Origin of the sequence: Sinorhizobium sp. NG07B (genome assembly GCF_002532005.1) — a bacterium.
Lineage (GTDB): Bacteria > Pseudomonadota > Alphaproteobacteria > Rhizobiales > Rhizobiaceae > Sinorhizobium > Sinorhizobium fredii_C.
Map to the genome: position 1 here is coordinate 134,735 of NZ_NWTD01000003.1, position 24,193 is coordinate 158,927.

Genomic DNA, 24,193 nt, shown 5'->3' on the forward strand with positions numbered 1-24,193 from the left:
GTTGCTAATCCACGTGGCCGGCGATTTGGGCGAGGTCTTTCACGAAGCGGGCACGTTCCGCCGCGGCGTCGTCCCTGTTCTGAATTCTGAGAAGATAGGAGGGATGGATGGTGACGAGCACCGGGTATCCGGCGGGCGTGGCGATCAGGTCGCCGCGGTTTTTCATCACGCCGGCGCGGCGTCCGAGCAACGACGAAAGCGCCGTTGCACCCAGCGCGACGACGACCTCGGGCCGCAGCTGGTCGAGCTCCGCGCCGAGCCACCAGGAACAGCGCTGGATCTCGCCCGCATTGGGACGCGAATGCAGGCGGCGCTTGCCGCGTTGCTCGAACTTGAAATGCTTGACGGCATTGGTGAGATAGCAGCTCGAGCGATCGATGCCTGCCTCATGCAGGCACTCGTCGAGAATACGTCCCGCCGGGCCGACGAAGGGCCGCCCGGCCAGATCCTCGCGATCGCCGGGCTGTTCGCCGACAAGGACGACGCGGGCCTTGCCGGGTCCCTCGCCAAACACGAGCTGCGTCGCATGCTTGTAGAGGTCGCAGCGCTCGCAGCCCTCGGCCTGCTTGCGCAACGCTGCAATGGAGGACGCATCAGCGTGCTCGCCGGAAAGGGCCGGACCCATTTTTACAGGTTCAGTCGGCATGGCTTTCAAGACACGAGCCTCGGTCCATTTCAATCGTGCAATCGGATAAACAGACAGGCTCGGACCAGGTTCCGTTCGCTACGTTAATTGGACCGTACGGCAGCAACGATGCTTGGGCCCGGCAACTCACGTTCGTCCAAATTATGTGCGCCGAATATCGGCTCGCCGCGGATCGGCGGAACGGCGGCTTTGCCTGCGGAGAGATTGGCGCGCAACTCGAGCACCGGGCCGCCGAACGACCAGTCGACGGCGACAATGCCGTCGCGAGCGGAATGGACCTCGAAACTCGGAACGTTGCATTGTCTCATCAGCGGCGCGATGTGCCGCTGCCGGATATCGGCGAGGTCGCGCATGAAGGCGAGGTGAGTCCTGCCGGCCGCGCTCTCGGCGCGTTCCCAGCGAAGCTTCGAAGCGGCAAAGGTCTCGGGATCGATCGGATCGGGAAGATCTTCTGCCGTCTTGCCGGGCGGCATGCCGCCGAATTTCTCGGCTTCCTCCTGCCGCCCGCGCCGAACGGCCGCGCCGAGTTCGCCCGCATAGTCGGCGAAGAACAGGAACGGCTGGCTTTCCCCGTATTCCTCGCCCATGAAGAGCAGCGGAATCTGCGGCGAAAGCATCAGCATCGCTGTCATCACGTTCAGCTGGTCAGTCCTCGCGAGGGAGACGAGGCGCTCGCCGAAGGCGCGGTTGCCGATCTGGTCGTGGTTCTGCAGGAAACTCACGCGCGCCTGCGGCGGCACATGGCCCTCCGGCTGAGGGAGGGACTCGATCGTTTCGGTCGAGGCGAAGCCGTCGGTCATGGCCTCGCGCGTCGCCTGCCAAGGGCGCGCTGCAAAGGGCCGATAGAAGCCCCTGTCTTCACCAGTTGCGATGACATGGAGGCCGTGGTGAAAATCGTCGTTCCACCCGGCAGTGAAGAGAGCGATTGTCCCGTCGGCGTTGCGCCGCACCAGATTGGGCCGACGGTCGGCATCCTCGACCACCAGATGGATGCTGCGGTCGGCAAAAGTTTCGCGCACCTCGCGGGCCAGGGCGGCAAGAAAATGCGGCTGGCTGGTGTCTCGGATCTGGTCCGTCGCATCGAGGCGGAGCCCGTCGAAGTGGAAGTCACCGAGCCAATAGAGCGCGTTGTCGATGAAGAAGCGGCGCACGGCGGGTTCCTCGAAGGCGATCGACGCACCCCATGGGGTCGGCCGGTCGCGGTTGAAGAAGCGGCTGGCGTAACGGGGGAGGCTGTTGCCCTCCGGTCCGAAGTGATTGTAGACGACGTCGAGCAGGACCATCATGCCGAGCCCGTGCGCCGCATCGACCAGCGCCTTGAGATCGTCGGGAGTGCCATAGGCATGGTGTGGCGCATAGGGCAGAACGCCGTCGTAGCCCCAGCCGCGCTCGCCTTGAAACTCCGCGACGGGCATGATTTCGATGGCGGTGATCCCGGCCTCGGCGAGATGCGGCAACCGCTTGGCCGCCGCTCTAAAGGTGCCCTCCGGCGTAAAACAGCCGACATGCAGCTCGGAGATGATTGCCTCTTCCCAGGGCCGCCCGCGCCAGGAGGAAGCCTTCCACTGGTAGGCCGAATGATAGACGAGCATCGACGGGCCGGAAACTCCTTCTGGCTGGGCGCGAGAGGCAGGATCGGCGACGCGGGTTCCGTCGGAAAGTTCGAACCAGTAGCGATCGCCTGCCTGCGCCCGGGCAGAGATTTCGAACCAGCCGCTGTCGAGCGCGCGCATCGAGTGCGGCACATCGGCAAGAACGAGGCGGACCGCCTGCTCGTCGGGGGCCCACAGGCGAAAATGTGCGACGTCGTCTGAGGTGAGCTCGGCGCCCCAGGTTTTCCGGACAGAATCGGTCATTCATTTTCCTTGATGCTGCGAGATCGGCAAGAGACGAGAACTGCGTCGACGGGTCGAAAGTTCCGCGGCAACCAATCGTCGCCGAGCTTCGGCAGGAACAAAGTTGCCCCCATCGGCGTTGCCCCCTCACTTCCACGACGCTGCAGGGGGCGCGACGACACCGAATGAATGTGGCTTTCTCCGAACTCGATTTTCTGAAGCCGGAGCTTGGCGCCGAATACACCGGCCAGGGCACCCATTTCGCGGTGTTTTCCGCCCATGCCGAAAAAATCGAGCTGTGTCTCTTTTCCGAGGATGGCAGCAAGGAAACGGCGCGGCTGCCCCTGCCGAAGCGGGAGGGCGACATCTGGTCCGGATATATCGAGGGGCTGGGGCCGGGCACGCTCTACGGCTACCGCGCCTACGGACCTTACGACCCGCAAAACGGACATCGCTTCAATCCGAACAAGCTGCTCCTCGATCCCTATGCCAAGCAGGTGGCGGGGGAGTTCGTCTGGGACGACGCGCTGTTCGGCTATATGATCGGCAACCCGGAGGGCGATCTTTCCTTCGACGAGCGGGACAGCGCTCCGTTCATGGTCAAGGGCGTCGTCCAGGATCCGAACTTCGACTGGGACGGCGAAGAGGCGATCCGCCGGCCCTGGACCGAGACGATCATCTACGAGACTCACCTGCGCGGCATGACCATGACGCATCCCGGCGTGCCGGACGAATTGCGCGGCACCTTTCTCGGCATGGCCAGCGACCCGATCATCGATCATCTCATGAAACTCGGCGTCTCCGCGGTTGAGCTTCTGCCGGTGCAATATTTCCTCGACGACCGCTACCTCATCGAGCGAAACCTCAGGAACTACTGGGGTTACCAGCCGCTCGGCTATTTCGCGCCGCATGCGCGCTACATGAAGGGCACCAGGATTACCGAGTTCAAGGCGATGGTGAAGCGCTTCCACGCCGCCGGCATCGAGGTTCTGATGGACGTCGTCTACAACCATACAGCCGAGGGTTCGGAACAGGGGCCGACGCTCAGCTTCCGAGGTCTCGACAATCTCAGCTATTACCGCCAGTCGCCGGAGCAGCCCCGGCATACCTATGACATGACCGGCACCGGCAACACGCTGAACGTCGCGCATCCGATGGTGCTGCGCATGGTGCTTGACAGCCTCCGCTACTGGGTGGGCGTCATGCACATCGACGGTTTCCGCTTCGATCTGGCGAGCGCCCTCGGGCGCGAATACATGGAATTCGATCGCGAGGGCGGCTTTTTGGATGCGATCCGGCAAGACCCGATGCTGGCCGGCGTCAAGCTCATCGCCGAACCGTGGGACATCGGCGACGGCGGCTATCAGCTCGGCGGTTTCCCGCCGCCCTTCCGCGAGTGGAACGATCGCTTCCGCGATGATGTCCGTCGCTTCTGGAAGGGAGACGGCTGCGTCGTGCCGGTGCTCGCCGAACGGCTCACGGGCTCGCCGGTCCAGTTCAATCATTCCGGCCGGGCGGCGACCACCTCCGTCAATCTCCTAAGCGCACATGACGGCTTCACGCTGATGGACACCGTCTCCTATACGGAGAAGCACAACGAGGGCAATGGCGAAGACAATCGCGACGGCCACTCGGACAACCATTCGGACAATATGGGCGCCGAGGGGCCGACCGATGATCCCGGGATCGGCGAGGCGCGCCGGCGCCGCCGCCGTGCAATGGTCGCCACCTTGATGATGAGCCAGGGCGTTCCGATGATCCTCGGCGGCGACGAACTCGGCAACAGCCAGGGCGGCAACAACAACGCCTATTGCCAGGACAACGAGATCGGCTGGATCGACTGGAGCAGCTCTGACGAGGCGTTCCTTACCTTCTGCCGCAAGATGACGGCCTTCCGGCGGGAGAACCCGGTGCTGCGCCAGGAGAATTTCCTGGAAGGGGCCACCGACGAGCACGGACGTATCGAGATTGCCTGGTACAAGCCCGACGGTAGCATGATGGACGAGCCGGCATGGGGCGACGGCGAATTGCGCATCCTCGGCGTCTATCTCTGCCACCTCTCCCCTAACGAGGCACCGGCGGCAGAGATCTTTCTCGTCTTCAACGCCGGCGGCGACTGCGATGTCGCGCTTCCGCCTCTGCACGGGGCGCAAGGCTGGCGGTGGGCGCTCAATACGGCCGAAGACGACGCCTTTACCGAGACCGTTGCCAGGGAGCGGGAAACGGTCCGCGCGCAGAGCGTCGCCGCTTTCGTTCCACAAGACTCTGGCGAGCAGGAGGCGCCAACAACTGCGCTTGCGGGCGCGTAGAAAGGAGGCAGCAGTGCAAAATCCGCGTCAGCCGGGTCAGACTCCGCCACCGTCGCCGAGGGATCCAGAACCGCCTATCGGCGAACCTGAACCCGACCGCCTTCCGGACGAGGCGCCGGTACCGAATCCCAATGAGAATCCGGAGCCGCCGCGCTATGGCGGCGGCTCCGGCGAGCGTTACTGGAACAGGTTTTAAGCATGGAACAAATGGGCGGTCGTCCCGTTTGCATTTTGCCGACGAGGCTTCATCAGCGAGGTAAGGGACATGGAACACGACAGGGAAGAGCTCATCAAGCGCAGGGCTTACGCGATCTGGGAGCAGGAAGGCCGTCCGGACGGCGAACACCTGCGCCATTGGGAGCAGGCAGCGCGGGAAATGGAAGGGCAAGGCACGTCCAGCCCCAACGGAGGCGAGAGCCTTGAGACGGAGGGCACGACCAATGCCGTGTCGACCCCGAAGCCGCCTGCACCGCGCGCAAAAACTGCCAGGAACGGAGCGCGAGCGCACTGAAATGCCGCTTCCCACCTGTCTGATTCGGCCTGGTCCCGGACGGCTCGGCTGATCGGACAGCACCTTCCGAGAAAGGAGCAGGACAATGCATGTATCGGATATCATGAGCAGGGACGTTCATCTCGCCACCCCCAACGACACGATCAGGGATGTGGCGCGGCAGATGGCGGACAACGACATCGGCTTCATGCCGGTCGAAGACCATGACCGCCTTGTCGGCATGGTGACGGACCGGGACATCGTCGTGCGCGGCGTGGCGGACGGACTCGATCCGCAGGCGAAAGTGCGCGACGTGATGACGACAGACGTCAAATATTGCTTCGAGGACGAAGAGGTGGACGACGTGGCGCGGAACATGGGCGATATCCAGGTGCGACGTCTCCCCGTCGTCAATCGCGACAAGCGCCTCGTCGGCATCGTGTCTTTGGCTGACGCCGCGCGGGAGCAGCCCGCCGCGGCGGGCGCGGGCCTGAAGGGCGTGACCATGCCCGGCGGCGAGCACAATCAGGCCGGCCGGCACTGACACGCTCCCTTTGAAAACGAATTGGCGCCCGCGAAGGGCGCCAAGCCATGGAGGCAGCATGCCGCAAAAGCAGGACAATGGAGAGCCTGGGAAGGGTCGCCCCGCGGAGCAGCGCCCGCGCCGGGCGTCGCAGTCGCCCGATGTATCGTGGCCGGCTCGTCGCCTGGGGCCGCAGCCGCAAAGGACAGCGCACCTGCAGTCGCAGCCAGAGAATGCTTCCGGCGAAGACCACATAGCGGACGCTTCGGACGCGGGCGGCGGCGCCCAGGACTTGCGTGCCGGAATGTCGGTGGACCCGCCGCAACCTTCGCCGCGCGATTTCAGCGGCGGCGCTCAACCGATCAGGCCGAAACACGACCAAGGCCGAACGGTACAGGAAGCCGCAACTCAGGAACATCAGGAAAGCAGTCACGAAGGAACGGGCGGAGAGACCTGGAACAGGATGCTTGGCGATACGACGAATGCCGGGATGCTTCGCCTGCTTGCTGCAATCGCCCTTTTCATTCTGGTGGCGGGAACCTTCTTCTGGCTCGTCACCTGATGCACGTTGGATTGAGCGTAGAACCGCAATGGCGGAGAAAGTGAATGTCGCTTCTGCGTGACCACGGACTGAGCATTACGCTGACTATTCTCACTGCCGCAACCATCTCGGGCATGGTTTTCGCCGGCACTCATGCCTCCAATCAAGAGGCGATCATGCACGGCGAAGCGACCGTGACCGTCGCCGAATATCTCTCCACCGGCCATTTCCTGTCCGCTCTCTTCGAAAATTGGGAGAGCGAATTTCTGCAGATGGCGGCCTATGTCTGCCTGACGGCGTTCCTCTACCAGCGTGGCTCGGCCGAGTCCAAGGACCCGGACGTCCTTCAGGACGAGGTGGACGAAGATCCTCGCGAGAAGAAGAACGATCCGAAGGCACCCTGGGCCGTTCGGCAAGGGCCGCTGATAAGGACGCTCTATTCCTATTCGCTAGGCATCGTGCTTGCTGCACTGTTCGTCCTGAGCTTCATTTTCCATCTGCGCGCCAGCGCCGCGGCCGCAAATGTCGAGGCGATGCGCCATGGCGAACCGCCTGTCGGCCTCTGGACGCGACTAGCCGAGGCCGAGTTCTGGTTCGAGTGTTTTCAGAACTGGCAATCGGAGTTCCTCTCCACCCTGCTGCTGGTTCTGCTCTCGATTTTCCTGCGTTTCCGCGGATCGCCGGAGTCGAAGCCGGTCGCGGCCCCGATAAGCGCAACCGGAAAGTAGAAGCCAGAAACGCTTCCGGCGTCCCGACCTGACGTCGGAACGCCGGAAGCATCGGCGGGCGGGAAGCTTATTGTTGCTGTGCCGGAGCCTGCTCGGCAGGCGCCGTGCCCTGAAGCTTTTCCTGGACCTTCTTGGCAAGCGCCGGATCGTTCTGCGCGGCCGTCAGAATGGTCGTATATTCCTCGACAGAGATGTTCGGCGAGGCCTCGACGGCCTTGACCATCTGCTGGCTGGCTTCGCTCTGCAGCTTCTCCTTTGCAGCCGCGTCCTGTGTCGCGCCGATCTTGGCGGAATACTCTTGCCGGACCTTGTCGACCTGAAGGTAGGCGACCGCGAAGGCCTCGATCTTCTGTTCGCTGATCGGGGCACCCTTGGCGCCGGGTTGAGCCGGGGCCGTCTGCTGCGCCGGCTGTGTTTCCTGGGCCTGGGCAAGTTCCAGCGCCGAGGCCGGGCTCACGACCATCAGGCCGAAGACTGCAGCGGTCAGCGATGCAACGGGGGTGTAACGAGTGATCATATTCATTCCTCTTGGACGTGCCCTCTTGGACGTGCATGACGTGATCGGCAGCAATACCGCCTTGCTCAACCGCTCCGTGTCGTGTGTGACGCAGCGGCGATAGACCATGTAGCCCTCACAAGTGCTCGGTTGGGCGATCTCGGGGCAATTTGCTGACCATTGCGCGGCAGCTTTGTGGCCCCGCGCTTCTCTCGAACCAGAAAGCGAGTACAGCCAGTGGTGGCGGCGAAGTGCCGCCCGGTCAGGCGGCGCGCTTGCTTGCGCGGATCGCGTAACGATGCTGGCTGCGTCTCGCCAGCCCCTTGAAGAGGTTCCAGTTCTTCGCCTGCGTCCGGTGGATTTCGCCGAGATCGGTATCGACGATGATGTCCGTAAAGCCGGTGGCCGTAAGGAGTTCGACCACGGCCTCGGCGCGTGCGCCGTTGGCGAAATGGACACGGGAGAGGATGCTCTGGTGGGTCTTCATCATCTCGCGCGAGTGCATGGGTGCGTCCGGCTTGAAAACGCCGGTGCGCTGTCCCCAGGCGCTCAATTTCGAGAACAGGCGCTCCAGCGCACCCGTATTGACGAAATCGCCGTCGACGATCAGAAGCGTGCCGCGGGGCTTCAGCACGCGCAGCCATTCGGCGAAGGCCGCGGCCGGATCGACGAGCGTCCAGACCAGATGCCTGTTGACGATGACGTCATAGTGGTCGTCCGGCTCCATCGTGCTTTCCGCGTCGCCCATGCGGAAGGAAATGGCACGCTTGCGGCTTCTTGCCTTCTGCCGTGCCCGCTCGAGCATGGGCTCGGCCCAGTCGAGACCGGTCACCTGGAAGCCGAGATCGTCGAGCAGGTGTGAGATGACGCCGGTGCCGCTCGCAAGGTCGAGTGCGGCGCGCCCTTCGCCGTGACCGAGATGGCGCAGGAAAAGCCGGTGCCAGGCGGCGCGCTCTTCCTCGGAGAAGATTTCGTGTCCCGGCGAGAGATCGAAAGTGGCGGCACGTTCCGACCAATAGGCCTTGATTTCGTCGCGAAGATTGTAGTTCCGGCCCGCCGCCACGTCGCTCATTACCAGTCCGCCTCTCCTGTTTGGAAGCGTTCTAAAAGATAAATGTTGACTGGTAAAGTCATGAAACATTAGAAGGCAGCGTTTTCCAAAGGAGCAGGGATCAATGAAGGTTTTCAACAGGGTGGCTTCCGCCGCCGCGGGTCTTTGCGTGCTTTTTTCGAGCGCCGCACTCGCTGACACGGTCAAGGTGAAGGACATCACGGGCCGCGAGGTTGAAGTCAATGTGCCAGTCCAGCACGTAATCCTCGGCGAAGGTCGGCAGATCTATTTCGTCGGCGCCCTGGACAAGGACGAGCCCTTCAAGCGCGTTGTCGGCTGGCGCGACGACCTGACCAAGGCCGACCCCGAGACCTATGGCGCCTACCTCGCCAAATATCCTGACATCGCCAAGCTGCCGGCCTTCGGCGGCATGAAGGACGGCACCTTCGACATCGAGCAGGCGGTGGCGCTGAAGCCCGACGTCATGCTGATGAATGTCGACGCGAAGACGGCGACGGAAGAGGCGGGCTATATCGAGAAGCTCGAGAAGGTCGGCATTCCGCTCGTCTATGTCGACTTCCGCGAAAAGCCGATGGAAAACACAGAGCCGAGCATGCGCCTGATCGGCAAGCTGTTCGGCAAGGAAGAAAAGGCCGAGGAATTCATCAAGTTCCGCGCCGACAGCATCGCCAAGGTGACGGACGTGCTGGCTAAGGCCGATCCGAAGAAGCCCCTCGTCTTCATGGAGCGCGCCGGCGGCTATTCAGACGATTGCTGCATGTCCTTCGGCGACGAGAATTTCGGCAAGATGGTCGAGTTCGCCGGCGGCATCAACATGGCGAAGGAGATCATCCCGGGGACGTTCGGGACGGTCAATCCGGAGCAGATCATCGCCTCGAACCCGGACCAGATCATCATCACCGGCGGCAACTGGGAAGGTTACGTGCCGGGCGGAAACTGGGTCGGCGTCGGCTATGGCGCCGATGAGAAGGAAGCCTTCCGCAAGCTCGAAAACTTGACGAAGCGCCCGGCCTTCACCGGCGTGAAGGCAGTGAAGGAAGGCAATGTCCACGCCATCTGGCACCAGTTCTACAACAACCCGTACCAGTTCGTCGCCATCCAGCAGATCGCCAAGTGGCTGCATCCGGACCTCTTCAAGGACCTCGACCCGGACGCGACGTTCAAGGAACTGCACGAGCGCTTCCTGCCACTTCCCTACAAGAGCGGCTACTTCGTGTCGCTGAATGTCGGCCAGTAAAATCCGGATCGGAGGGCAAAGCCCTCCGATCGCTTTTGCGAGGTTTTGAAATGCGGAACCTGAAGAAAGTCGTCCTGGCACTTGTCGCCGCGGTTTTTGCCGCGGCACCAGCCGTTGCGGCGGAAGTCACCGATGTCACCGGCCGCAAGGTCGAGATCGAGCTTCCGGCCAAGCGGATCCTGCTCGGCGAGGCGCGACAGATCCACATCGCGGCGGCGCTCAGGGGCGAGCATGTCTTCGACACGATCGTCGGCTGGCGCGACGATCTGATCATGAAGGATCCGGATTCCTATGAGGGTTACCGTGAACGCTTTCCGGCGATCGAGAAGCTGCCGCGCTTCGGCTATATCCCGAGCGGCGACTTCAGCCTGGAGGCGGCAATCGCGCTGAAGCCGGACGTGCTGACGCTGAACCTTGAAGCGCAGGAGGCAGTCGAGGAGTCGGGCTTCATCGACAAGGCTGCCGCTGCCGGCATCGCCGTCGTCTACCTCGATTTCCGCGTCGATCCGGCGAAGAACAGCGAGAAATCGGTTGAAATCCTCGGCCAGATATTCGGCGCCGAGGTGCGGGCGAGGGAGTTCATCGACTATCGGAGCGCCCAGATCGCCGTCGTCACCGACCGTCTCGCCCACGCCGGTGCGATTGCGCGCCCGAAAGTCTTCATCGAGCGCTCACCCGGGATCACCGGAGACACAGCTTGCTGCCGGACCTTCGGGCCGGCAAATTTCGGCGAGATGGTGGAAAAGGCCGGCGGCCACAATATCGGCTCCGACGTGATCACGGCGACCTTCGGCGACCTCAATCCCGAGCAACTCGTCGTTGCCAATCCGGACCATGTGATCGTCACCGGCAGCAACTGGACGGCCGAATCCGACGTCAACCAGTTCGTCAGCGTCGGCCGCGGCGCCGATCTGCAAGCGGCGCAAAAGCGGCTGAAAGGGCTGGTGGAAAGGCCGGCCTTTGCCACGCTCGACGCCGTCAAGACGGGCAGGGTGCATGCCGTCTGGCACCAGTTCTACGGCGCGCCCTATGAGTTCGTGCCGATCCAGCAATTCGCCAAATGGTTTCATCCCGAACTTTTCGCCGATATCGATCCGGACCAGACCTTCCGCGAATTTCATAAAAAGTTCCTGCCGATCGCCTACCGGCCCGGCTATTTTGTCTCGCTTTCGGACGGGGGTGAATGATGGTCGCGATCGCCGACGAAATCTCCGGCCTCGAGGGGCGCGGTCGCTACCGCGCCCTTGTCGCGCGCCGGCTCCTGATTCTTTCCGCCCTGATCGCCGCCTTGTTCCTTTCGATCGCCGTCGACATGGCGCTCGGACCGGCGAACTATCCGCTTGCGGACGTGCTGACGGCACTGTTCAGCTCCGATACGGTAACCGACCAGCTGCGCGTGGTGATCTGGGACATCCGCATGCCGATCGCGCTGATGGCGGTGACGGTCGGCGCTTCGCTGTCGGTCGCCGGCGCCCAGATGCAGACGATCCTCGCCAATCCGCTGGCAAGCCCCTTCACGCTCGGCATCTCGGCGGCGGCCGGCTTCGGCGCCGCCCTCGGGCTCGTCGCCGGCGTCGCGGTGTTTCCGGTCGCGGTCCAGTACATGGTGCCGCTCAACGCCTTCCTGATGGCGATGCTGGCGGCGCTGTTCATCCATTTCGCCTCGACCATGCGTGGGGTCACCGTCGAGACCATCGTGCTCCTCGGCATTGCCCTCGTCTTCACCTTCAACGCGGCGCTGTCGCTGCTCGAATACCTCGCCTCCGAACAGGCGCTCGCAGCCGTCGTCTTCTGGACCATGGGCAGCCTCACCAAGGCGACCTGGCCGAAGGTCTGGATCACGGCCGCGGTGCTGGTTTTCGCCGTGCCGCTCTTTGCCCGCCATGCCTGGGCGTTGACGGCGCTTCGGCTCGGCGACGACAAAGCCGCGAGCTTCGGCATCAACGTCCGGCGCCTCAGGCTCGAGACGATGCTGATCGTCAGCCTGCTCGCGGCGATCCCCGTTTCCTTCGTCGGCACGATCGGTTTCGTCGGCCTCGTCGGGCCGCACATCGCCCGCATGCTGGTCGGCGAGGACCAGCGCTTCTTCCTGCCGGCGTCCGTGCTTTGCGGTGCACTGTTGCTGTCCGTCACGTCCGTCGTCAGCAAGATGATCATTCCGGGCGCGGTGCTGCCGATCGGCATCATCACGGCGCTGGTCGGCGTGCCGTTCTTCTTCGTGCTGATTTTCACCAACAGGAGACGAGCATGGTAGCCTTGAGGTTAGACGCGGTCGGCGCCACCTATGGTCGGCGCACCGTGCTGTCCGGCATCGACACCGGCACGCTCAGAGGCGGGGGCCTGACCGCGGTCATCGGTCCGAACGCCGCCGGCAAGTCGACGCTCTTCAAGCGCATTGCAGGGCTCGCCGCCGGTCCCGGTCTCGTCCACCTCACCGACACGGAAAAAGGGCCGGAGACAATCTGTTACATGCCGCAGGACACCGGGGCCAATGCGGTGCTGACGGTGTACGAATCCGTCCTGCTTTCGGCCAAGCAGGGCTCGGGGTGGAAGGTGAAGGACGGCGAGCTCGCTGAAATCGATCGGGTGCTTGCGGCACTCAGGATCGATGACCTCGCGTTTCGCGGTCTCGGCGAACTCTCCGGTGGCCAGCGGCAGCTCGTCTCGATCGCCCAGGCGCTGGTGCGCAAGCCGGAGGTTCTGCTCATGGACGAGCCGACTTCGGCGCTCGACCTCTTCCGCCAGATCGAAGTGCTCGGCTTCATGAAGCGGCTCGCCGAGCAGTCGGGCATGGCGGTGTTGATTGCGCTGCACGATCTGAACCACGCGCTTCGCTATTGCGACGACACGATTGTGATCAGCGGCGGCTCGGTGGCGGCGAGCGGGCCGACGCACCAGGTGATCACCGCCGAGATGCTGAAATCCGTCTACCGAGTCGAAGCCCGGGTCGAATCCTGTTCGCACGGACGCCCCGTGATCATCGTCGACGATTCCATTCCCCTCCGTTGAATGGTGCGGTCGCGCCGACACGGCGCGACTCATGGATGTCGAGGCGGATGCCTCAGTTGACGCGCGTTCCCTGCGCGGAAAACAGATGCAGCTTGGCGAGGTCCGGGGCGACATGCACTTGTTGGCCGGGCTCAAGATCGATCCGGTCCCTGAGGACCAGGTTGGCTTCCGCAGAGCCGAGCTTGACGAGCACATGCGTTTCGGAGCCGGTAGGCTCCACGACGACCACCGTTGCCGGCACGCCGTTCTCGGCGAGGGCGAGATGTTCCGGCCGGATGCCGTAGATGGCCGCCGCTGCGCCTTGATAGCGAGCCGGCATCGGCAGCGAAGCGCCGTTGCGCGTGACGAACTCTCCATTCGCGACCGAGCCCTCAAAGAGGTTCATTGCCGGCGAGCCGATGAAGGCCGCGACGAAGGTGTTGGCCGGACGGTCGTAAAGCTCGAGCGGTTTGCCGATCTGCTCGACATTGCCGCCGCGCATGACGACGATCCGGTCCGCCATGGTCATCGCTTCGATCTGGTCGTGGGTGACGTAGACGGTCGTCGTCTTCAGGCGCTGGTGCAGGTCCTTGATTTCGGCGCGCATGGTGACGCGCAGCTTGGCGTCGAGATTCGACAGCGGTTCGTCGAACAGGAAGACCCGCGGGTGGCGGACGATCGCCCGTCCCATGGCGACGCGCTGGCGCTGGCCGCCGGAAAGCTGTTTCGGCAGACGGTCGAGCAACGGCCCGAGCGCCAGGATGTCGGCCGCTTCGCGCACGCGCTTTTCGATCGCCGCCTTGCCTTCACCCTTGAGCTTCAACGCGAAGCCCATGTTCTCCGCGACCGTCATGTGCGGATAGAGCGCGTAGCTTTGGAACACCATGGCGATATCCCGCTCCTTCGGCGCGACGTCATTGACGACCCGCCCGCCGATGCGAATTTCGCCCCCGCTGATGTCCTCCAGCCCGGCGAGCATGCGCAGAAGGGTCGACTTGCCGCAGCCGGAGGGGCCGACGAGGGTGACGAACTCGCCATCCTCGATGTCCATGGAGACGCCGTGGATTACCGGCACGGCGCCGTACTGCTTGCGAACCTGTTCGATCGTGACGGATGCCATCGTTGATTCCTCCCTTCCTGTTCTTTCAGAGCTCAAGCTGCCAGATCAGTGCGGCAGTGACATTGCCGTCCGGTGCGGCGAGGCGTGCCGAGCGGACGCCCGCGAAGCCAGACAGGCGCTTCGTCCCGGTCCAGCGGCCGTTGTCGGCAAAGACCTCGATCGATCCCTTGTCCAGGAAGATCCGAAGTGTCGAGGGACGCGCGCCGGTCGCAATGTAGCGCGGCAGCCATTTGCCGTCCGGAACGTCATAGAGGATGCTCAGGCCCTTTTGGTCGAGCCTTAGGCCGAGTTCGACTTCAGGATGGTCGAATTCGAGATCGAAGGCCGCGCCTGGGGCCGCAAGGTCGATGACGATCTCGACGGCGCCGTTGCCGAGCGCGACCGTTTCGCCGGACCATAGCCGGGCCTCGTCGATCAGGTGTTTTCGCAGGCTGTCGACGGCGTCGACAGGCGGTGTCGACAGAGCGCCGTCTGTGATCAGCACGCGGCGTGGCAGCGTCATGGCGGTCGGGAAATCGGCCTTCTTCGAAATCTCCGTCCAATTCGCCAGCCACGCGATGCCGACTGGCCCAGACTGGCCGACAAATGCCTGAAAGGCATAGGCGTCGGTGCCGAAGTCGAGTTCCTGCTCGAATTCCCTGGTGAAGCTCCGGCCGTCGAAGCGACCGACGGTCGCGATCGTGATGTTGCGGCGGCCGGTCGCCGGGTCGCGGCTTGTCAAGAGGCCAAAAATCAGCGCCCAGCGGGTCTGCGGATCGTCCGCCGGCCCGTCGACCGGAACGATGCACGGGCATTCGGCCGCCGTCATGCCAAAACGGTCCTCGCGGTGCAGGATGCCGACGAAGGTCCAGCCGCCAGCCGCCGCTGGATCGACGGTCTCGTAGAGCAGGATGACGCCGCCGGCGTGGTCACGGCTGCCGATGAGCATCTTCCAGCGGCCGTCCGGACCCTTGATCACATAGGGATCGCGGAAATCGAGTGTCAGATCGAGGCCTGCCGGACGCTCGGGAAGAAGGACCTCGGCGGGTCCGGCGGCAATCTGGTCGCGGGTGACAGCTGTCAACTGGATCTGCTCTTCCGGCGCGCGGTCCTTGACCTGTTCGGTGAAGAATACTCGGATGCCCTCCTCCTCTCCGGCGAGCGGGATTGCCGAGCCGGAGAAAGCGCCGCCGCGGCCGTCGGCGCTTGCGGAAAGCTCCGCCGCGGGCAGCAGGAATACCGGGAGATGCCTCCAGCGGAGATAGTCGTCGGAGATCGCATGGCCCCAGTGCATCGTGTTCCAGCGCAGGCTGTGCGGATAGTGCTGGTAGAAGAGATGGACCTTGTCGCCGAAGCGGCCGAAGCCGTTCGGATCATTCATCCAGCCGAAGGGCGGGCGGAAATGGTAGCTGCCGGGAACGGCGGGTGCCGCATTGGCCTCGCCGGTGAAGAGGATGCGGATGCCGGTTTCGAGCACCTCCTTTTCCGAAAAGGCATAGACGACGGACAGGGTGGTCGTCGTCGCGTCATAGGTCAATGTCGTTTCGCCGCCGCTCTCGATCACCAGCGATTGGAACTCGAATTCCTCGCTGTTGCGAGCCATCAGACGACCGGCGTCGCGTCCTTCCTGGTCGGCTCTAAGCTCAGCCGGCGTTCCCGCGTCGATCGCCTTCAGCCACGCATGGATTGTCGTGCCGGCGGGAAGGGCGGCACTCAGCGTCTTGAGGCTGCCGTCGAGAAGCGAGGAGGGATTTGCATGGCTTGTCATTGATCAACCTTTCACGGCGGAGCCAACGAAGGAACTTACGAACCAGCGCTGGAAGACGAGATAGAGGGCGAGGATCGGGATCATCATCAGGACCGAGGCCGCCATGGCGCGATCCCAGTAGATGCTGTCCTGGCCGAAGAAGGTGGCTATGGCGACTGCGATCGGCCGCGCGTAGTCGGTCTGCGTCACCAGGATCGGCCAGAGATACTGGTTCCAGGCCTCGATCCCCATGAGGATCGAGACTGTGGCGAGTGCCGGCAGGCTCAAGGGCAGGAAAATCGAGCGGTAGATGCGGAACACCGAGGCGCCGTCCATCTCGGCCGCCTCGAAGAGCTCCTTCGGAAGCTGGGCGAAGAACTGGTAGAACAGGAAAATGTAGAGCGGACTGGCGACCCAGGGCACGATCTGCACCGTGAAGGTGTCGGTCATGCCGGCGCGCGACACCATGATGACGAGCGGCATGATGATGCTTTCCTGCGGGATGACATAGAGGGCGATGACGACCGACAGCATCAAGGCCCGCCCGCGCAGCGATCCCCAGGCAAGCACGAAGCCAGCCATGGAATTGACGATCAGGCCCGCGCCTACGGTGCATGCGAGAATGATCAGCGAATTCAGGAGGTAGCGGCCGTAGGCGAGCTCGCCCGAGAGGTTGCCGACCTCCGCGAAGTTCGACAGCGTCGGGTTCGACACCCAGAAGGCACGGAAACTGCCCATATCGGCGAGGATCTGGAAGCGATCATCCTTGAGGCTCGCCACCAGCAGCATGAACAGCGGCGAGATGATGACGAGCGCGATGACGAGGATGCAGGCGGTCTGCACGAGGCGCAGCGTACCGACAGCGGAGCGCTCACGCTCTACCTCCAACGGTGTTGTGGAAAGGACGAGATCAGACATCGAAACGCCTCAGAAGCTGGCGCTGCAGCAGCGCGATAACGAGAACGATGAGGAACAGAATGACCGACACGGCCGAGGCAAGCCCGAGCTTCTGCTCCTCGAAGCCGGTTCGCACCATGTAATGCACCACGGTTTCGGTGCTGCTTTTCGGTCCGCCCTGGGTCAGGACCGCGACCTGGGTATAGAGCTTGAAGGCCTGGATGGTGGTGATCACCAGCACGAAGACATGCGTCGGTCTCAGACCCGGCATGGTCACGTGCCAGAAGCGCTGGAAGGCATTGGCGCCGTCGATGCGGGCGGCATCATAGAGCTCGTCGGGAATACCCTGCAGGCCGGCGAGATAGACGATCATCTGGAAGCCATAGGCCTGCCAGGCCGAGAGCAGCACGATCGAGAACATCGCCCAGTTGGGGTCGCCGAGCCAGTCGATCGGCTGGATACGGCCACCGGAGAGGAACCCGATCACCTGGTTGAGCGGCCCGGTCGGGTATTGGAACAGTGTTCCCCAGATGACGCAGACAACGACCATCGAGGTGATGGCGGGCAGGAAGAACAGCCCGCGGAAGAAGTTGCGGAAGGGCAGCTTCTGATGCAGCAGCAGGGCGGTCGCGAAGGCGAGCCCGCATTGCACCGGCAGAATCCAGAAGGTGAAGCGCGAGACGTTCCAGAGCGAGGTCCAGAACAGGTCGTCCTTCAAGATCCTCAGGAAGTTGGTGAGGCCGATGAAGCGGACAGGTGTCGGACGCGGCACCAGCGGCTGGTTGGTCATCGCCGTCCAGAACGACAGGAGGAACGGCACGATCAGGAAGATCGCCAAGAGCACCACCGCCGGCGCAAGCATGCCGATTTCCTGGAACAGGCGGCCCCGATCCCTGCGTCCCTTGTCTTTGCGTTGGGCAGGGCGCGCCAGGGCTGCCGTCGCGGTCAGCGCCGGTTGCTGCAAGGTCATGATCTCCTCCTCGTTCAATCGCGTAAGTCGATCGCCTCTGCGACCGATTGGGCGACCGCGCGCGCGGTCGCCCGTCAGCGTTACTGCTGTTCGTCGAAGGGCGGGTAGCCGTCGTTCTCTTCGATGTCCTCGTCGATCTTCTCTGCCGCTGCGCTGAGCGCCGCCTTGACGTCGCCGCCGTTGAAGATCTCGTCGACGGCTCCCATGAAGGCCGAGGTGATCGCCGGATAGGCCGGATGCGGCGGCCGTGCGATCGCGGTCTTCGATGCCTGCTCGAAGGCGACGGCCATCGGGCCGCCGGTGCTATACAGGGGAGAATCGGCGGCAAAGCTCTTCAGCCCCGGATAGGCGGAATCCTCCCTGGCATAGTCGCGATATTGCTTGTCCTTCAGCATGAAGCTCACGAACTTGCCGGCAATATCGGGATGCTCGGAGGCGGTGGTGATGCCCCAGATCCAGGTGCCGTTCGGGCTCGCGCCTTTCGGCCCGAACTTCGGCAGCGGCATGACGACGATGTCGTCCTTCATCGAGGCGGCGGCTTCCGCATAGATCCAGTGGCCGCCGAACGCCAGCGCGGCCGGATGCCCCTCGGCGAAGAACTGGTTGGTGCCGGAGGATTGCGGCACGACCCAGCCGTTATTCACCCATTTCTGCATCATCGTCAGCGCATCGACGCACGGATCGCTGTCGAGCGTTCCGACCGCTTTCCAGCTCTTGCGGTCGATCAGGTCGCAGCCGGCGGATTGCAGGATCGGACCATAGGCATAGGTGATCCATTCGGTCTTGATGCCATAGCCTCGGAACGTGTCGATCGGCCATTTGACGCCCTCGACTTTCGAGAGCCTGTCGAGATAGCCTTCGAATTCCTCCCGCGTCCAGGCGTCATCCACGCCCTTCGGAATGCGGGCGCCGATCGCCTCAAGGTATTTTCTGTTGCCATAGAGGACGACGGAGGAGTCGGTGAGGCCTACGGCGTAAAGCTCCTTGTCGATCGGATAGGTGCCCTGCGCGACGTTGGACTCGGTCATGTCGTCGAGGATATCCTGCTCGATCAAAGGTTTTATCGGCTGCAGGTAGCCGGACCAGACGTAGTTGGCGAGGAAGGGAGCGTCGAGTTCCATGACGTCCGGCAACTGCTTGGACATGACGGCGGCGCTGAACTTCTCGTTATAGGCGTCGTGCGGCGCATAGATCAGCTCGATGTCGACGTCCGGATTGGCCGCCTCGAAACGCTTGGCGACGTCGCCATAGGTCGAGACCCAGCCGGGATCGCCCTGGTGCATCACCTGGATGACGGTATTGGCTTCGGCCTGGCCCATCAGCAGACCCAGGGCCGCCGATGCCTCCAGTAGTGAAAGTAAACGATTACCCATCATAGTCACTCCTCCTCAACGGGTTTTTACGCTGCAACTAAATTCATACGGATAGCCGCTCCACCAATTGGAACGGCAACTTTCGCACTTCTCCCGGCACCGCATCATTGGTCAGCAGAATGTTGGCTGCCATGCGGCCCATCGTGCGATGGGGCAGGGCCATGGTCGTCAAAGGCGGATCGAGGCGCGAGGCGATATCGACCTGGTTGTCGAAGCTGGCGACGGCGACGTCGTCCGGGATCTCGGCGCCGACCCGGCGCAGGGCGGCATAGACCTCCATCGCAACCCGGTCGTTGCCGCAGAGGATTGCATCCGGGCGGTCAGGCCCGCGCATCAGTTCGGTGACGTGGGAGTGGACGAGGCTCGGCGCCCGGTCGCTGTAGGTGGCGCGCCGCACCGCCGGCAACACCCTTGCGCCGGCGCCATCGAGACCGGCCTCCGTCATCGCCTGGCGAAAGCCGGTCTCGCGCAGGTCGCCGGCGAGCAGGCCCGGCAGGTTGATGAAGGCGATGTTGCGCCGCCCTGCGTCGATCAGGTAGCTGGTGATCTCATGCGCCGCGCCGACCTCGTCCGGCACGAGAGACGTGACGCGGTCGCTCGCCTCACGACAGTTGATCATCACCCCGACGGTGCCGGCAAACTCCTCCGGCAGCGTGACGGTCTTGTGGTACATCGCGGCATAGGCGATCGCCCGCGGGCGGAAGCGGCGGACTTCCTCCACCACCGAAGCAACGTCGCGACTACCGCTGAGCGTCATCGCGAAGACGGCCATCTCTGAGGCCCGCGCCGCACCGTCGAGCCCGCGGATGATTTCGGTCGCGAAAGGCGAGGTGATCAACTCGTCGGCGACGACGCCGATCAGCGGCATCCAGCCCTGCCGCATGCTGCGTGCGGCGAGATTGGTGACATAGCCGAGTTCCTCGGCGATCTCCTTGATCCGCTGCCGCGTCTCTTCCGACATCCGGGCCGAGCCACCATGAAGAGCACCCGATACGGTCTTGACGGAAACGCCTGCACGCTCGGCTATGTCGCTCAACGAAATCGTCACTGTGTTTCCTTGGGTTAACGATTACTCAAGTAATACCATCATCAAACGGACGGAGTCAATCACAGACCTTGACTGCCTCGTCGCCGCCTCTTCTCATGCGTCCCCGGCAAGTGCAAAAATCTATGCGGCATCATCTCGATACAACTTTCGCGGCAGAGCATCGAGACTAGATCCCTTACGCTTTTTGCCGTTCTAACCTATATTAGAAACCATGAATTTCGACGAAAGGTAGAGAGCGGGTAGGATAGCGTCCGATCCATACTCCCGCTCGGCCCGTAGCGCGACCAGAGGCTTGACGGCGGATGTCCCGAATCCTCACCCTTGTTCTGTTTATCTTGTCGGCCTTCGCTTCTCCCGTCCCACCGGTGTCCGCGGCCGAGCGCGTCGCATTGGTGCTGCACGTCAACGGCGCGATCAGTCCGGCGACCGCGGAATATGTGATCCGAGGACTCCAGCGTGGGAAGGATCGGGGCGTGTCACTGGTGGTTTTGCAGATGGATACGCCCGGCGGCCTCGACACCTCGATGCGCGCCATCATCCGGGCGATCCTCGATTCGCCCGTAGCCGTCGCCAGCTTCGTTGCGCCGAGTGGCGCCAGGGCGGCGAGCGCCGGGACCTATATCCTTTACGCGAGCCACGTGGCGGCGATGGCGCCGGGAACCAATCTCGGCGCCGCGACACCGATCGCCATCGGCGGAGGGCTGTTCGGCGGCGACGAGGAAAGCGACAAGGACAAGCCTGCCGAGGAAGGCAAGACCGACGCTCCGAAACGCCCGGCAAGCGCCGGCGAGGCAAAGCTGATCAACGATGCGGTGGCCTATATTCGCGGGCTTGCCGAGCTACGCAATCGCAATGTCGATTGGGCGGAAAAGGCCGTGCGCGAGGCCGCAAGCCTCTCTTCGGCGGCGGCGGTCCGGGAGAAGGTCGTCGATTTCACCGCCGCCACCGTCGAGGACCTGCTGAAGCAGGCCCATGGCCGAACGGTTCGCATCGGCCAGGCCGATAGCCGGCTCGATACGATTGGGCTCTCAATTGAAGACGTGCTTCCCGACTGGCGCACGCGGCTCCTTTCGGTGATCACCGATCCGAATGTCGCGCTGCTGCTGATGCTCGTCGGCATCTACGGCTTGATTTTCGAGTTTCTGTCGCCCGGCACCGTGCTGCCCGGCACGGTCGGCGGCATCTGCCTTCTGCTCGGTCTCTATGCCCTCGCCGTGCTGCCGGTCAGCTATGCCGGTATCGGACTGATCATCCTCGGCGTGGCATTGCTGGTGGCCGAAGCGCACGCGCCGTCCTTCGGCGTGCTCGGGCTCGGCGGCGGCGTTGCCATCGTGCTCGGTGCCGCCTTCCTCTTCGATACCGACGTGCCGGGGCTGCAGGTGTCTTGGCCGGTTCTCGGCGGCGTGGCGATCGCGAGCCTCGCCTTCAGCCTCATTGTCGCCCGCCTCGCCTTCGTGTCCCGCCGGCACAAGGTCGCCACCGGAGCCGAGCAGATGATCGGTATTTTTGGCAAGGTCGATAGCTGGGCAGGCGCCAACGGTTACGTCATCGCCCATGGCGAGCGTTGGCGAGCGGTGAGCAGCGATCCGCTAGGCCCCGGCGAGGACGTGATGGTCGTCGGCCGGGACGGCTTGACGCTCGAAGTCGAGCGTCGGGCAAAGGAAGCCAGAAGAGGAGGAGTTTGATGCCCTTCATAGGAAGTCTCGTCCCGCTCGCCGCGGCGCTGTTTGTCCTGCTGATCGTGATTGCCTACGCGATCCGGATCCTGCGGGAATATGAGCGCGGCGTCGTCTTCACCCTCGGCCGCTTCACCGGCGTCAAGGGACCGGGGCTCATCCTGCTCCTTCCTTACGTGCAGCAGATGGTGCGCGTCGACCTCCGCACGCGGGTGCTCGACGTGCCGAGCCAGGACGTCATCTCGCACGACAACGTCTCAGTCCGCGTCAGCGCGGTCATTTATTTCCGTGTGATCGATGCGGAGAAATCGACGATCCAAGTCGAGGATTTCATGGCGGCGACGAGCCAGCTCGCCCAGACGACCTTGCGTTCGGTGCTCGGCAAGCACGACCTCGACGAGATGCTGGCGGAGCGCGACCGGCTGAACGACGACATCCAGAAGATCCTCGACGTGCAGACCGATGCCTGGGGCATCAAGGTCGCGACCGTTGAGATCAAACATGTCGACATCAATGAATCGATGATCCGCGCAATCGCCCGCCAGGCGGAAGCCGAACGCGAGCGGCGCGCCAAAGTCATCAACGCCGAGGGCGAGCAGCAGGCGGCGGCGAAACTGCTCGAGGCGGCGCAAATCCTCGCCCGCCAGCCGCAGGCCATGCAGCTTCGCTATCTCAGCACGCTCAATGTCATTGCCGGCGAGAAGAACTCGACGATCATCTTCCCCTTCCCGATGGAAATCGCCGAAATGCTCTCGGCCAAGACCGGAGGCTCCTCGGAATAGCAGCGCCGGCAAGGCCCCCGGCGCGTCACATCACCATCTGCCGCGCCACTTTCTCGGTCAGTTCTTCCTGCTCGTCGCTGACGCGCTTTGCCGTCTGGGTGGCGAGCTCCGCTCCCATCCGGGTGAAACGCTCCGCCTCGTCGGAATAGTCCTGAAAGGCGTTGCGCCAGAAGGCGCAGTAAAGATCGAAGCCGTCGCGCGCGTAGTCCGACGCGAGCAGCTCCTCCCAGAGCTGCAGATGCTGCTCGCTGCGGCTCTGCATGAAGGTGAGCGCCTCAATCTGACCCCGCAAGGCGGTCTGCAAGATGTCGGCCTGGAAACGAGTCATCGAAAGCATCAGCGATCGACCTTCAGGGCCCACCGGCCAACGGGGCCATGTCGCGGGTGCAAGAGGGTCGGATATTGTCTTCGACATCGCAGAACCTCCTCTTCTGCAGCATCTCGCTGTATCAGCGGCACAAAAAAATCATTCAGCGGGACCATCGGCGTCGTTCGGAAGAAGTGACGGCACCCTCTACGACCCGGATTGGCGGTCTCCTTTGGCTACCAAGCTAGGGCGGCCAGTCCCCATGTTCGTTAATCCGCATCAATTTGGAAGCGCAGGGCCGCCGCCGCGGCACCCATCCGTCTTGACCCCGGTCAAGGCGGGTCTGCGCTTCGGCCTTAGACTAAAGCATTTAGATCGCTTGATGAAGGGACTCACATTATGTTCATCAGGGAAATGAGCGAAGCGGAGTGCATCGCTGTCGTGACGTCGGGGCGGCTCGCCAGGTCGCCTGTTCAAAGGACGACCGGCCCTATGTCGTTCCGATCCATTATCCCTATACCGGCCGGCGCCTCTACAGCTTCTCCATGCGGGCCGGAAGATCGAGTGGATGCGCGTCAATCCGCATGTCTGCAGATCGACGTGTTTATAGGCGCGCAGGGCTGGAAGAGCGTGCTCCTCTATGGCCAGTATCGGGAGCTTCCGGAAACGCCACAATGGCACGCGAACGCATGCACGCCTGGTCTCTTCTGGAGAAGCACGTCAACTGGTGGGAACCTGGAGGATTGAAGCCGACGCCGCAGAAGATGCTCGGCGCTTCGCCGCATCTCTTCTATTGCATCGGCATCGACGAGATGACCGGACGTGCCGCCGCGGCAGATGACCGGGGCTGAAACTCTGTGCGCGCGACGGACATTCGTCCGAAGCCGCCGCTACGATGTATCCTGCCCCGGCCGCTGAGGCCGAACGGGCGCCGGACTATCGATCGGAGGATCGCACATGCCGAAGAAAAGCGCGGGTATCCTGCTCTACAGATACGAAGCCGGTGCGCTTCTCGTCCTGCTCGTTCATCCCGGCGGCCCCTTCTGGAGCAACCGGGATCTCGGGGCCTGGTCGATCCCGAAAGGCGAATACGAGGGGGGCGAAGAGCCGGAAGCGGCGGCGCGCCGCGAGTTCCTCGAGGAGACCGGCATCGCCGTCACGGGGCCGTTGGAGCCGCTCGGCGAGGCGCGCCTGAAAGCGGCAAGCTGATCACCGCCTTCGCGGGCGAAAGCGAGTTCGACATCGCCAGCATTCGCAGCAACCTGTTCGAGATGGAGTGGCCGCCTGGAAGCGGGCGCATGCAATCCTTCCCCGAAGTTGATCGGGCGGAATGGTTCACGCTCGAGGAGGCGCGGGCAAAGATAAACGCCGCTCAAACGGCATTCATCGATCGTTTGGAAGACCGATATAACCGCCGATAGCATGCCAT

General features: G+C 63.3%; 23 protein-coding genes and 2 pseudogenes. 14 read left to right on the plus strand and 11 right to left on the minus strand.

The window, feature by feature from the left end:
• Positions 1–4: 4 nt before the first annotated feature.
• On the minus strand, positions 5–646 hold the full coding sequence (locus CO664_RS10670; RefSeq protein WP_097538724.1) for a UdgX family uracil-DNA binding protein: 642 nt from the start codon (positions 644–646) through the stop codon (positions 5–7).
• 83 nt (positions 647–729) lie between these two features.
• Positions 730–2,502 carry a malto-oligosyltrehalose trehalohydrolase gene (gene treZ, locus CO664_RS10675; protein ID WP_097538725.1) on the minus strand — a complete coding sequence of 591 codons (1,773 nt, stop codon included), beginning with the start codon at positions 2,500–2,502 and terminating at the stop codon, positions 730–732.
• A 164-nt stretch (positions 2,503–2,666) separates the two neighbouring features.
• On the opposite strand from treZ, the gene glgX reads away from it, so the two are divergent.
• The 6 genes from glgX (at position 2,667) to CO664_RS10705 (ending at position 7,072) form a co-directional block, all read left to right on the plus strand.
• Positions 2,667–4,790 (plus strand): glycogen debranching protein GlgX, encoded by a 2,124-nt coding sequence (gene glgX / locus CO664_RS10680; protein ID WP_097538726.1) that lies wholly within the window; start codon positions 2,667–2,669, stop codon positions 4,788–4,790.
• Positions 4,791–4,803: 13 nt separating this feature from the next.
• Positions 4,804–4,986 (plus strand): hypothetical protein, encoded by a 183-nt coding sequence (locus tag CO664_RS31180; protein WP_234820220.1) that lies wholly within the window; start codon positions 4,804–4,806, stop codon positions 4,984–4,986.
• Between the two features lie 69 nt (positions 4,987–5,055).
• Positions 5,056–5,301 carry a DUF2934 domain-containing protein gene (locus CO664_RS10690; protein ID WP_037416512.1) on the plus strand — a complete coding sequence of 82 codons (246 nt, stop codon included), beginning with the start codon at positions 5,056–5,058 and terminating at the stop codon, positions 5,299–5,301.
• 85 nt (positions 5,302–5,386) lie between these two features.
• Positions 5,387–5,824 (plus strand): CBS domain-containing protein, encoded by a 438-nt coding sequence (locus CO664_RS10695; RefSeq protein WP_037416514.1) that lies wholly within the window; start codon positions 5,387–5,389, stop codon positions 5,822–5,824.
• A gap of 58 nt (positions 5,825–5,882) precedes the next feature.
• Positions 5,883–6,365: a hypothetical protein gene (locus CO664_RS10700; protein WP_097538727.1), complete on the plus strand. Its 483-nt coding sequence runs from the start codon at positions 5,883–5,885 to the stop codon at positions 6,363–6,365.
• A gap of 44 nt (positions 6,366–6,409) precedes the next feature.
• Positions 6,410–7,072, plus strand: coding sequence for a DUF6766 family protein (locus CO664_RS10705; protein ID WP_097538728.1), 663 nt, complete (start codon positions 6,410–6,412; stop codon positions 7,070–7,072).
• 67 nt (positions 7,073–7,139) lie between these two features.
• Here CO664_RS10705 and CO664_RS10710 read toward each other — a convergent pair whose 3' ends face one another.
• Together CO664_RS10710 and CO664_RS10715 are read right to left on the minus strand one after the other, a co-directional pair.
• Complete coding sequence (locus CO664_RS10710) at positions 7,140–7,589, minus strand: DUF4168 domain-containing protein (protein ID WP_176536554.1); 450 nt, start codon at positions 7,587–7,589, stop codon at positions 7,140–7,142.
• Positions 7,590–7,830: 241 nt separating this feature from the next.
• The gene (locus CO664_RS10715) at positions 7,831–8,640 is read right to left on the minus strand and encodes a class I SAM-dependent methyltransferase (protein WP_097538730.1); all 810 of its coding nucleotides are present in this window, start codon (positions 8,638–8,640) and stop codon (positions 7,831–7,833) included.
• A gap of 103 nt (positions 8,641–8,743) precedes the next feature.
• Here CO664_RS10715 and CO664_RS10720 point away from each other — a divergent pair, with 103 nt between their 5' ends.
• Genes CO664_RS10720 through CO664_RS10735 form a run of 4 tightly spaced genes read left to right on the plus strand, consistent with a single transcriptional unit; the run spans position 8,744 to position 12,886 of the window.
• Complete coding sequence (locus CO664_RS10720) at positions 8,744–9,877, plus strand: ABC transporter substrate-binding protein (protein WP_097538731.1); 1,134 nt, start codon at positions 8,744–8,746, stop codon at positions 9,875–9,877.
• Between the two features lie 50 nt (positions 9,878–9,927).
• On the plus strand, positions 9,928–11,064 hold the full coding sequence (locus tag CO664_RS10725) for an ABC transporter substrate-binding protein (RefSeq protein ID WP_097538732.1): 1,137 nt from the start codon (positions 9,928–9,930) through the stop codon (positions 11,062–11,064).
• The gene (locus tag CO664_RS10730; protein ID WP_097524470.1) at positions 11,061–12,131 is read left to right on the plus strand and encodes an iron ABC transporter permease; all 1,071 of its coding nucleotides are present in this window, start codon (positions 11,061–11,063) and stop codon (positions 12,129–12,131) included. The genes CO664_RS10725 and CO664_RS10730 overlap by 4 nt, the downstream gene beginning before the upstream one ends.
• On the plus strand, positions 12,125–12,886 hold the full coding sequence (locus CO664_RS10735; protein ID WP_097524471.1) for an ABC transporter ATP-binding protein: 762 nt from the start codon (positions 12,125–12,127) through the stop codon (positions 12,884–12,886). The genes CO664_RS10730 and CO664_RS10735 overlap by 7 nt, the downstream gene beginning before the upstream one ends.
• 52 nt (positions 12,887–12,938) lie before the next feature.
• Here the strand turns inward: CO664_RS10735 and ugpC are convergent, their stop codons facing one another.
• The 6 genes from ugpC to CO664_RS10765 form a co-directional block, all read right to left on the minus strand.
• On the minus strand, positions 12,939–13,985 hold the full coding sequence (ugpC, locus tag CO664_RS10740) for a sn-glycerol-3-phosphate ABC transporter ATP-binding protein UgpC (RefSeq protein ID WP_097538733.1): 1,047 nt from the start codon (positions 13,983–13,985) through the stop codon (positions 12,939–12,941).
• A gap of 25 nt (positions 13,986–14,010) precedes the next feature.
• Positions 14,011–15,732, minus strand: coding sequence for a GH32 C-terminal domain-containing protein (locus CO664_RS10745; protein WP_097538734.1), 1,722 nt, complete (start codon positions 15,730–15,732; stop codon positions 14,011–14,013).
• Between the two features lie 3 nt (positions 15,733–15,735).
• Positions 15,736–16,629, minus strand: coding sequence for a carbohydrate ABC transporter permease (locus tag CO664_RS10750; RefSeq protein ID WP_037416537.1), 894 nt, complete (start codon positions 16,627–16,629; stop codon positions 15,736–15,738).
• The gene (locus CO664_RS10755) at positions 16,622–17,578 is read right to left on the minus strand and encodes a sugar ABC transporter permease (RefSeq protein ID WP_037416539.1); all 957 of its coding nucleotides are present in this window, start codon (positions 17,576–17,578) and stop codon (positions 16,622–16,624) included. The genes CO664_RS10750 and CO664_RS10755 overlap by 8 nt, the downstream gene beginning before the upstream one ends.
• 80 nt (positions 17,579–17,658) lie before the next feature.
• Positions 17,659–18,951: a sugar ABC transporter substrate-binding protein gene (locus tag CO664_RS10760; protein WP_176536555.1), complete on the minus strand. Its 1,293-nt coding sequence runs from the start codon at positions 18,949–18,951 to the stop codon at positions 17,659–17,661.
• 43 nt (positions 18,952–18,994) lie between these two features.
• Positions 18,995–19,999 (minus strand): LacI family DNA-binding transcriptional regulator, encoded by a 1,005-nt coding sequence (locus CO664_RS10765; protein WP_097538736.1) that lies wholly within the window; start codon positions 19,997–19,999, stop codon positions 18,995–18,997.
• A gap of 302 nt (positions 20,000–20,301) precedes the next feature.
• On the opposite strand from CO664_RS10765, the gene CO664_RS10770 reads away from it, so the two are divergent.
• Entirely contained in the window at positions 20,302–21,684 is a 1,383-nt protein-coding gene (locus tag CO664_RS10770; RefSeq protein WP_097538737.1) for a nodulation protein NfeD, read from the plus strand.
• The gene (locus CO664_RS10775) at positions 21,684–22,457 is read left to right on the plus strand and encodes a slipin family protein (RefSeq protein WP_097538738.1); all 774 of its coding nucleotides are present in this window, start codon (positions 21,684–21,686) and stop codon (positions 22,455–22,457) included. The genes CO664_RS10770 and CO664_RS10775 overlap by 1 nt, the downstream gene beginning before the upstream one ends.
• 25 nt (positions 22,458–22,482) lie before the next feature.
• Here the strand turns inward: CO664_RS10775 and CO664_RS10780 are convergent, their stop codons facing one another.
• Positions 22,483–22,794 (minus strand): hypothetical protein, encoded by a 312-nt coding sequence (locus CO664_RS10780; protein ID WP_245426448.1) that lies wholly within the window; start codon positions 22,792–22,794, stop codon positions 22,483–22,485.
• A gap of 369 nt (positions 22,795–23,163) precedes the next feature.
• Between CO664_RS10780 and CO664_RS10785 the strand changes: the two are divergent.
• Positions 23,164–23,615 (plus strand): annotated as a pseudogene (locus CO664_RS10785) (pyridoxamine 5'-phosphate oxidase family protein).
• 106 nt (positions 23,616–23,721) lie between these two features.
• A pseudogene (locus tag CO664_RS10790) lies at positions 23,722–24,185 on the plus strand (NUDIX domain-containing protein).
• The last annotated feature ends 8 nt before the right edge of the window (positions 24,186–24,193 follow it).

Excerpts from the sequence above, each read along its gene's own strand:
- CO664_RS10670 (WP_097538724.1), bottom strand. The coding sequence starts at position 646 with ATGCCGACTGAACCTGTAAAAATGGGTCCGGCCCTTTCCGGCGAGCAC.
- treZ (WP_097538725.1), bottom strand. The coding sequence starts at position 2,502 with ATGACCGATTCTGTCCGGAAAACCTGGGGCGCCGAGCTCACCTCAGAC.
- glgX (WP_097538726.1), top strand. The coding sequence starts at position 2,667 with ATGAATGTGGCTTTCTCCGAACTCGATTTTCTGAAGCCGGAGCTTGGC.
- CO664_RS10690 (WP_037416512.1), top strand. The coding sequence starts at position 5,056 with ATGGAACACGACAGGGAAGAGCTCATCAAGCGCAGGGCTTACGCGATC.
- CO664_RS10695 (WP_037416514.1), top strand. The coding sequence starts at position 5,387 with ATGCATGTATCGGATATCATGAGCAGGGACGTTCATCTCGCCACCCCC.
- CO664_RS10700 (WP_097538727.1), top strand. The coding sequence starts at position 5,883 with ATGCCGCAAAAGCAGGACAATGGAGAGCCTGGGAAGGGTCGCCCCGCG.
- CO664_RS10705 (WP_097538728.1), top strand. The coding sequence starts at position 6,410 with ATGTCGCTTCTGCGTGACCACGGACTGAGCATTACGCTGACTATTCTC.
- CO664_RS10710 (WP_176536554.1), bottom strand. The coding sequence starts at position 7,589 with ATGATCACTCGTTACACCCCCGTTGCATCGCTGACCGCTGCAGTCTTC.
- CO664_RS10715 (WP_097538730.1), bottom strand. The coding sequence starts at position 8,640 with ATGAGCGACGTGGCGGCGGGCCGGAACTACAATCTTCGCGACGAAATC.
- CO664_RS10720 (WP_097538731.1), top strand. The coding sequence starts at position 8,744 with ATGAAGGTTTTCAACAGGGTGGCTTCCGCCGCCGCGGGTCTTTGCGTG.
- CO664_RS10725 (WP_097538732.1), top strand. The coding sequence starts at position 9,928 with ATGCGGAACCTGAAGAAAGTCGTCCTGGCACTTGTCGCCGCGGTTTTT.
- CO664_RS10730 (WP_097524470.1), top strand. The coding sequence starts at position 11,061 with ATGATGGTCGCGATCGCCGACGAAATCTCCGGCCTCGAGGGGCGCGGT.
- CO664_RS10735 (WP_097524471.1), top strand. The coding sequence starts at position 12,125 with ATGGTAGCCTTGAGGTTAGACGCGGTCGGCGCCACCTATGGTCGGCGC.
- ugpC (WP_097538733.1), bottom strand. The coding sequence starts at position 13,985 with ATGGCATCCGTCACGATCGAACAGGTTCGCAAGCAGTACGGCGCCGTG.
- CO664_RS10745 (WP_097538734.1), bottom strand. The coding sequence starts at position 15,732 with ATGACAAGCCATGCAAATCCCTCCTCGCTTCTCGACGGCAGCCTCAAG.
- CO664_RS10750 (WP_037416537.1), bottom strand. The coding sequence starts at position 16,629 with ATGTCTGATCTCGTCCTTTCCACAACACCGTTGGAGGTAGAGCGTGAG.
- CO664_RS10755 (WP_037416539.1), bottom strand. The coding sequence starts at position 17,578 with ATGACCTTGCAGCAACCGGCGCTGACCGCGACGGCAGCCCTGGCGCGC.
- CO664_RS10760 (WP_176536555.1), bottom strand. The coding sequence starts at position 18,951 with ATGGGTAATCGTTTACTTTCACTACTGGAGGCATCGGCGGCCCTGGGT.
- CO664_RS10770 (WP_097538737.1), top strand. The coding sequence starts at position 20,302 with ATGTCCCGAATCCTCACCCTTGTTCTGTTTATCTTGTCGGCCTTCGCT.
- CO664_RS10775 (WP_097538738.1), top strand. The coding sequence starts at position 21,684 with ATGCCCTTCATAGGAAGTCTCGTCCCGCTCGCCGCGGCGCTGTTTGTC.
- CO664_RS10780 (WP_245426448.1), bottom strand. The coding sequence starts at position 22,794 with ATGCTTTCGATGACTCGTTTCCAGGCCGACATCTTGCAGACCGCCTTG.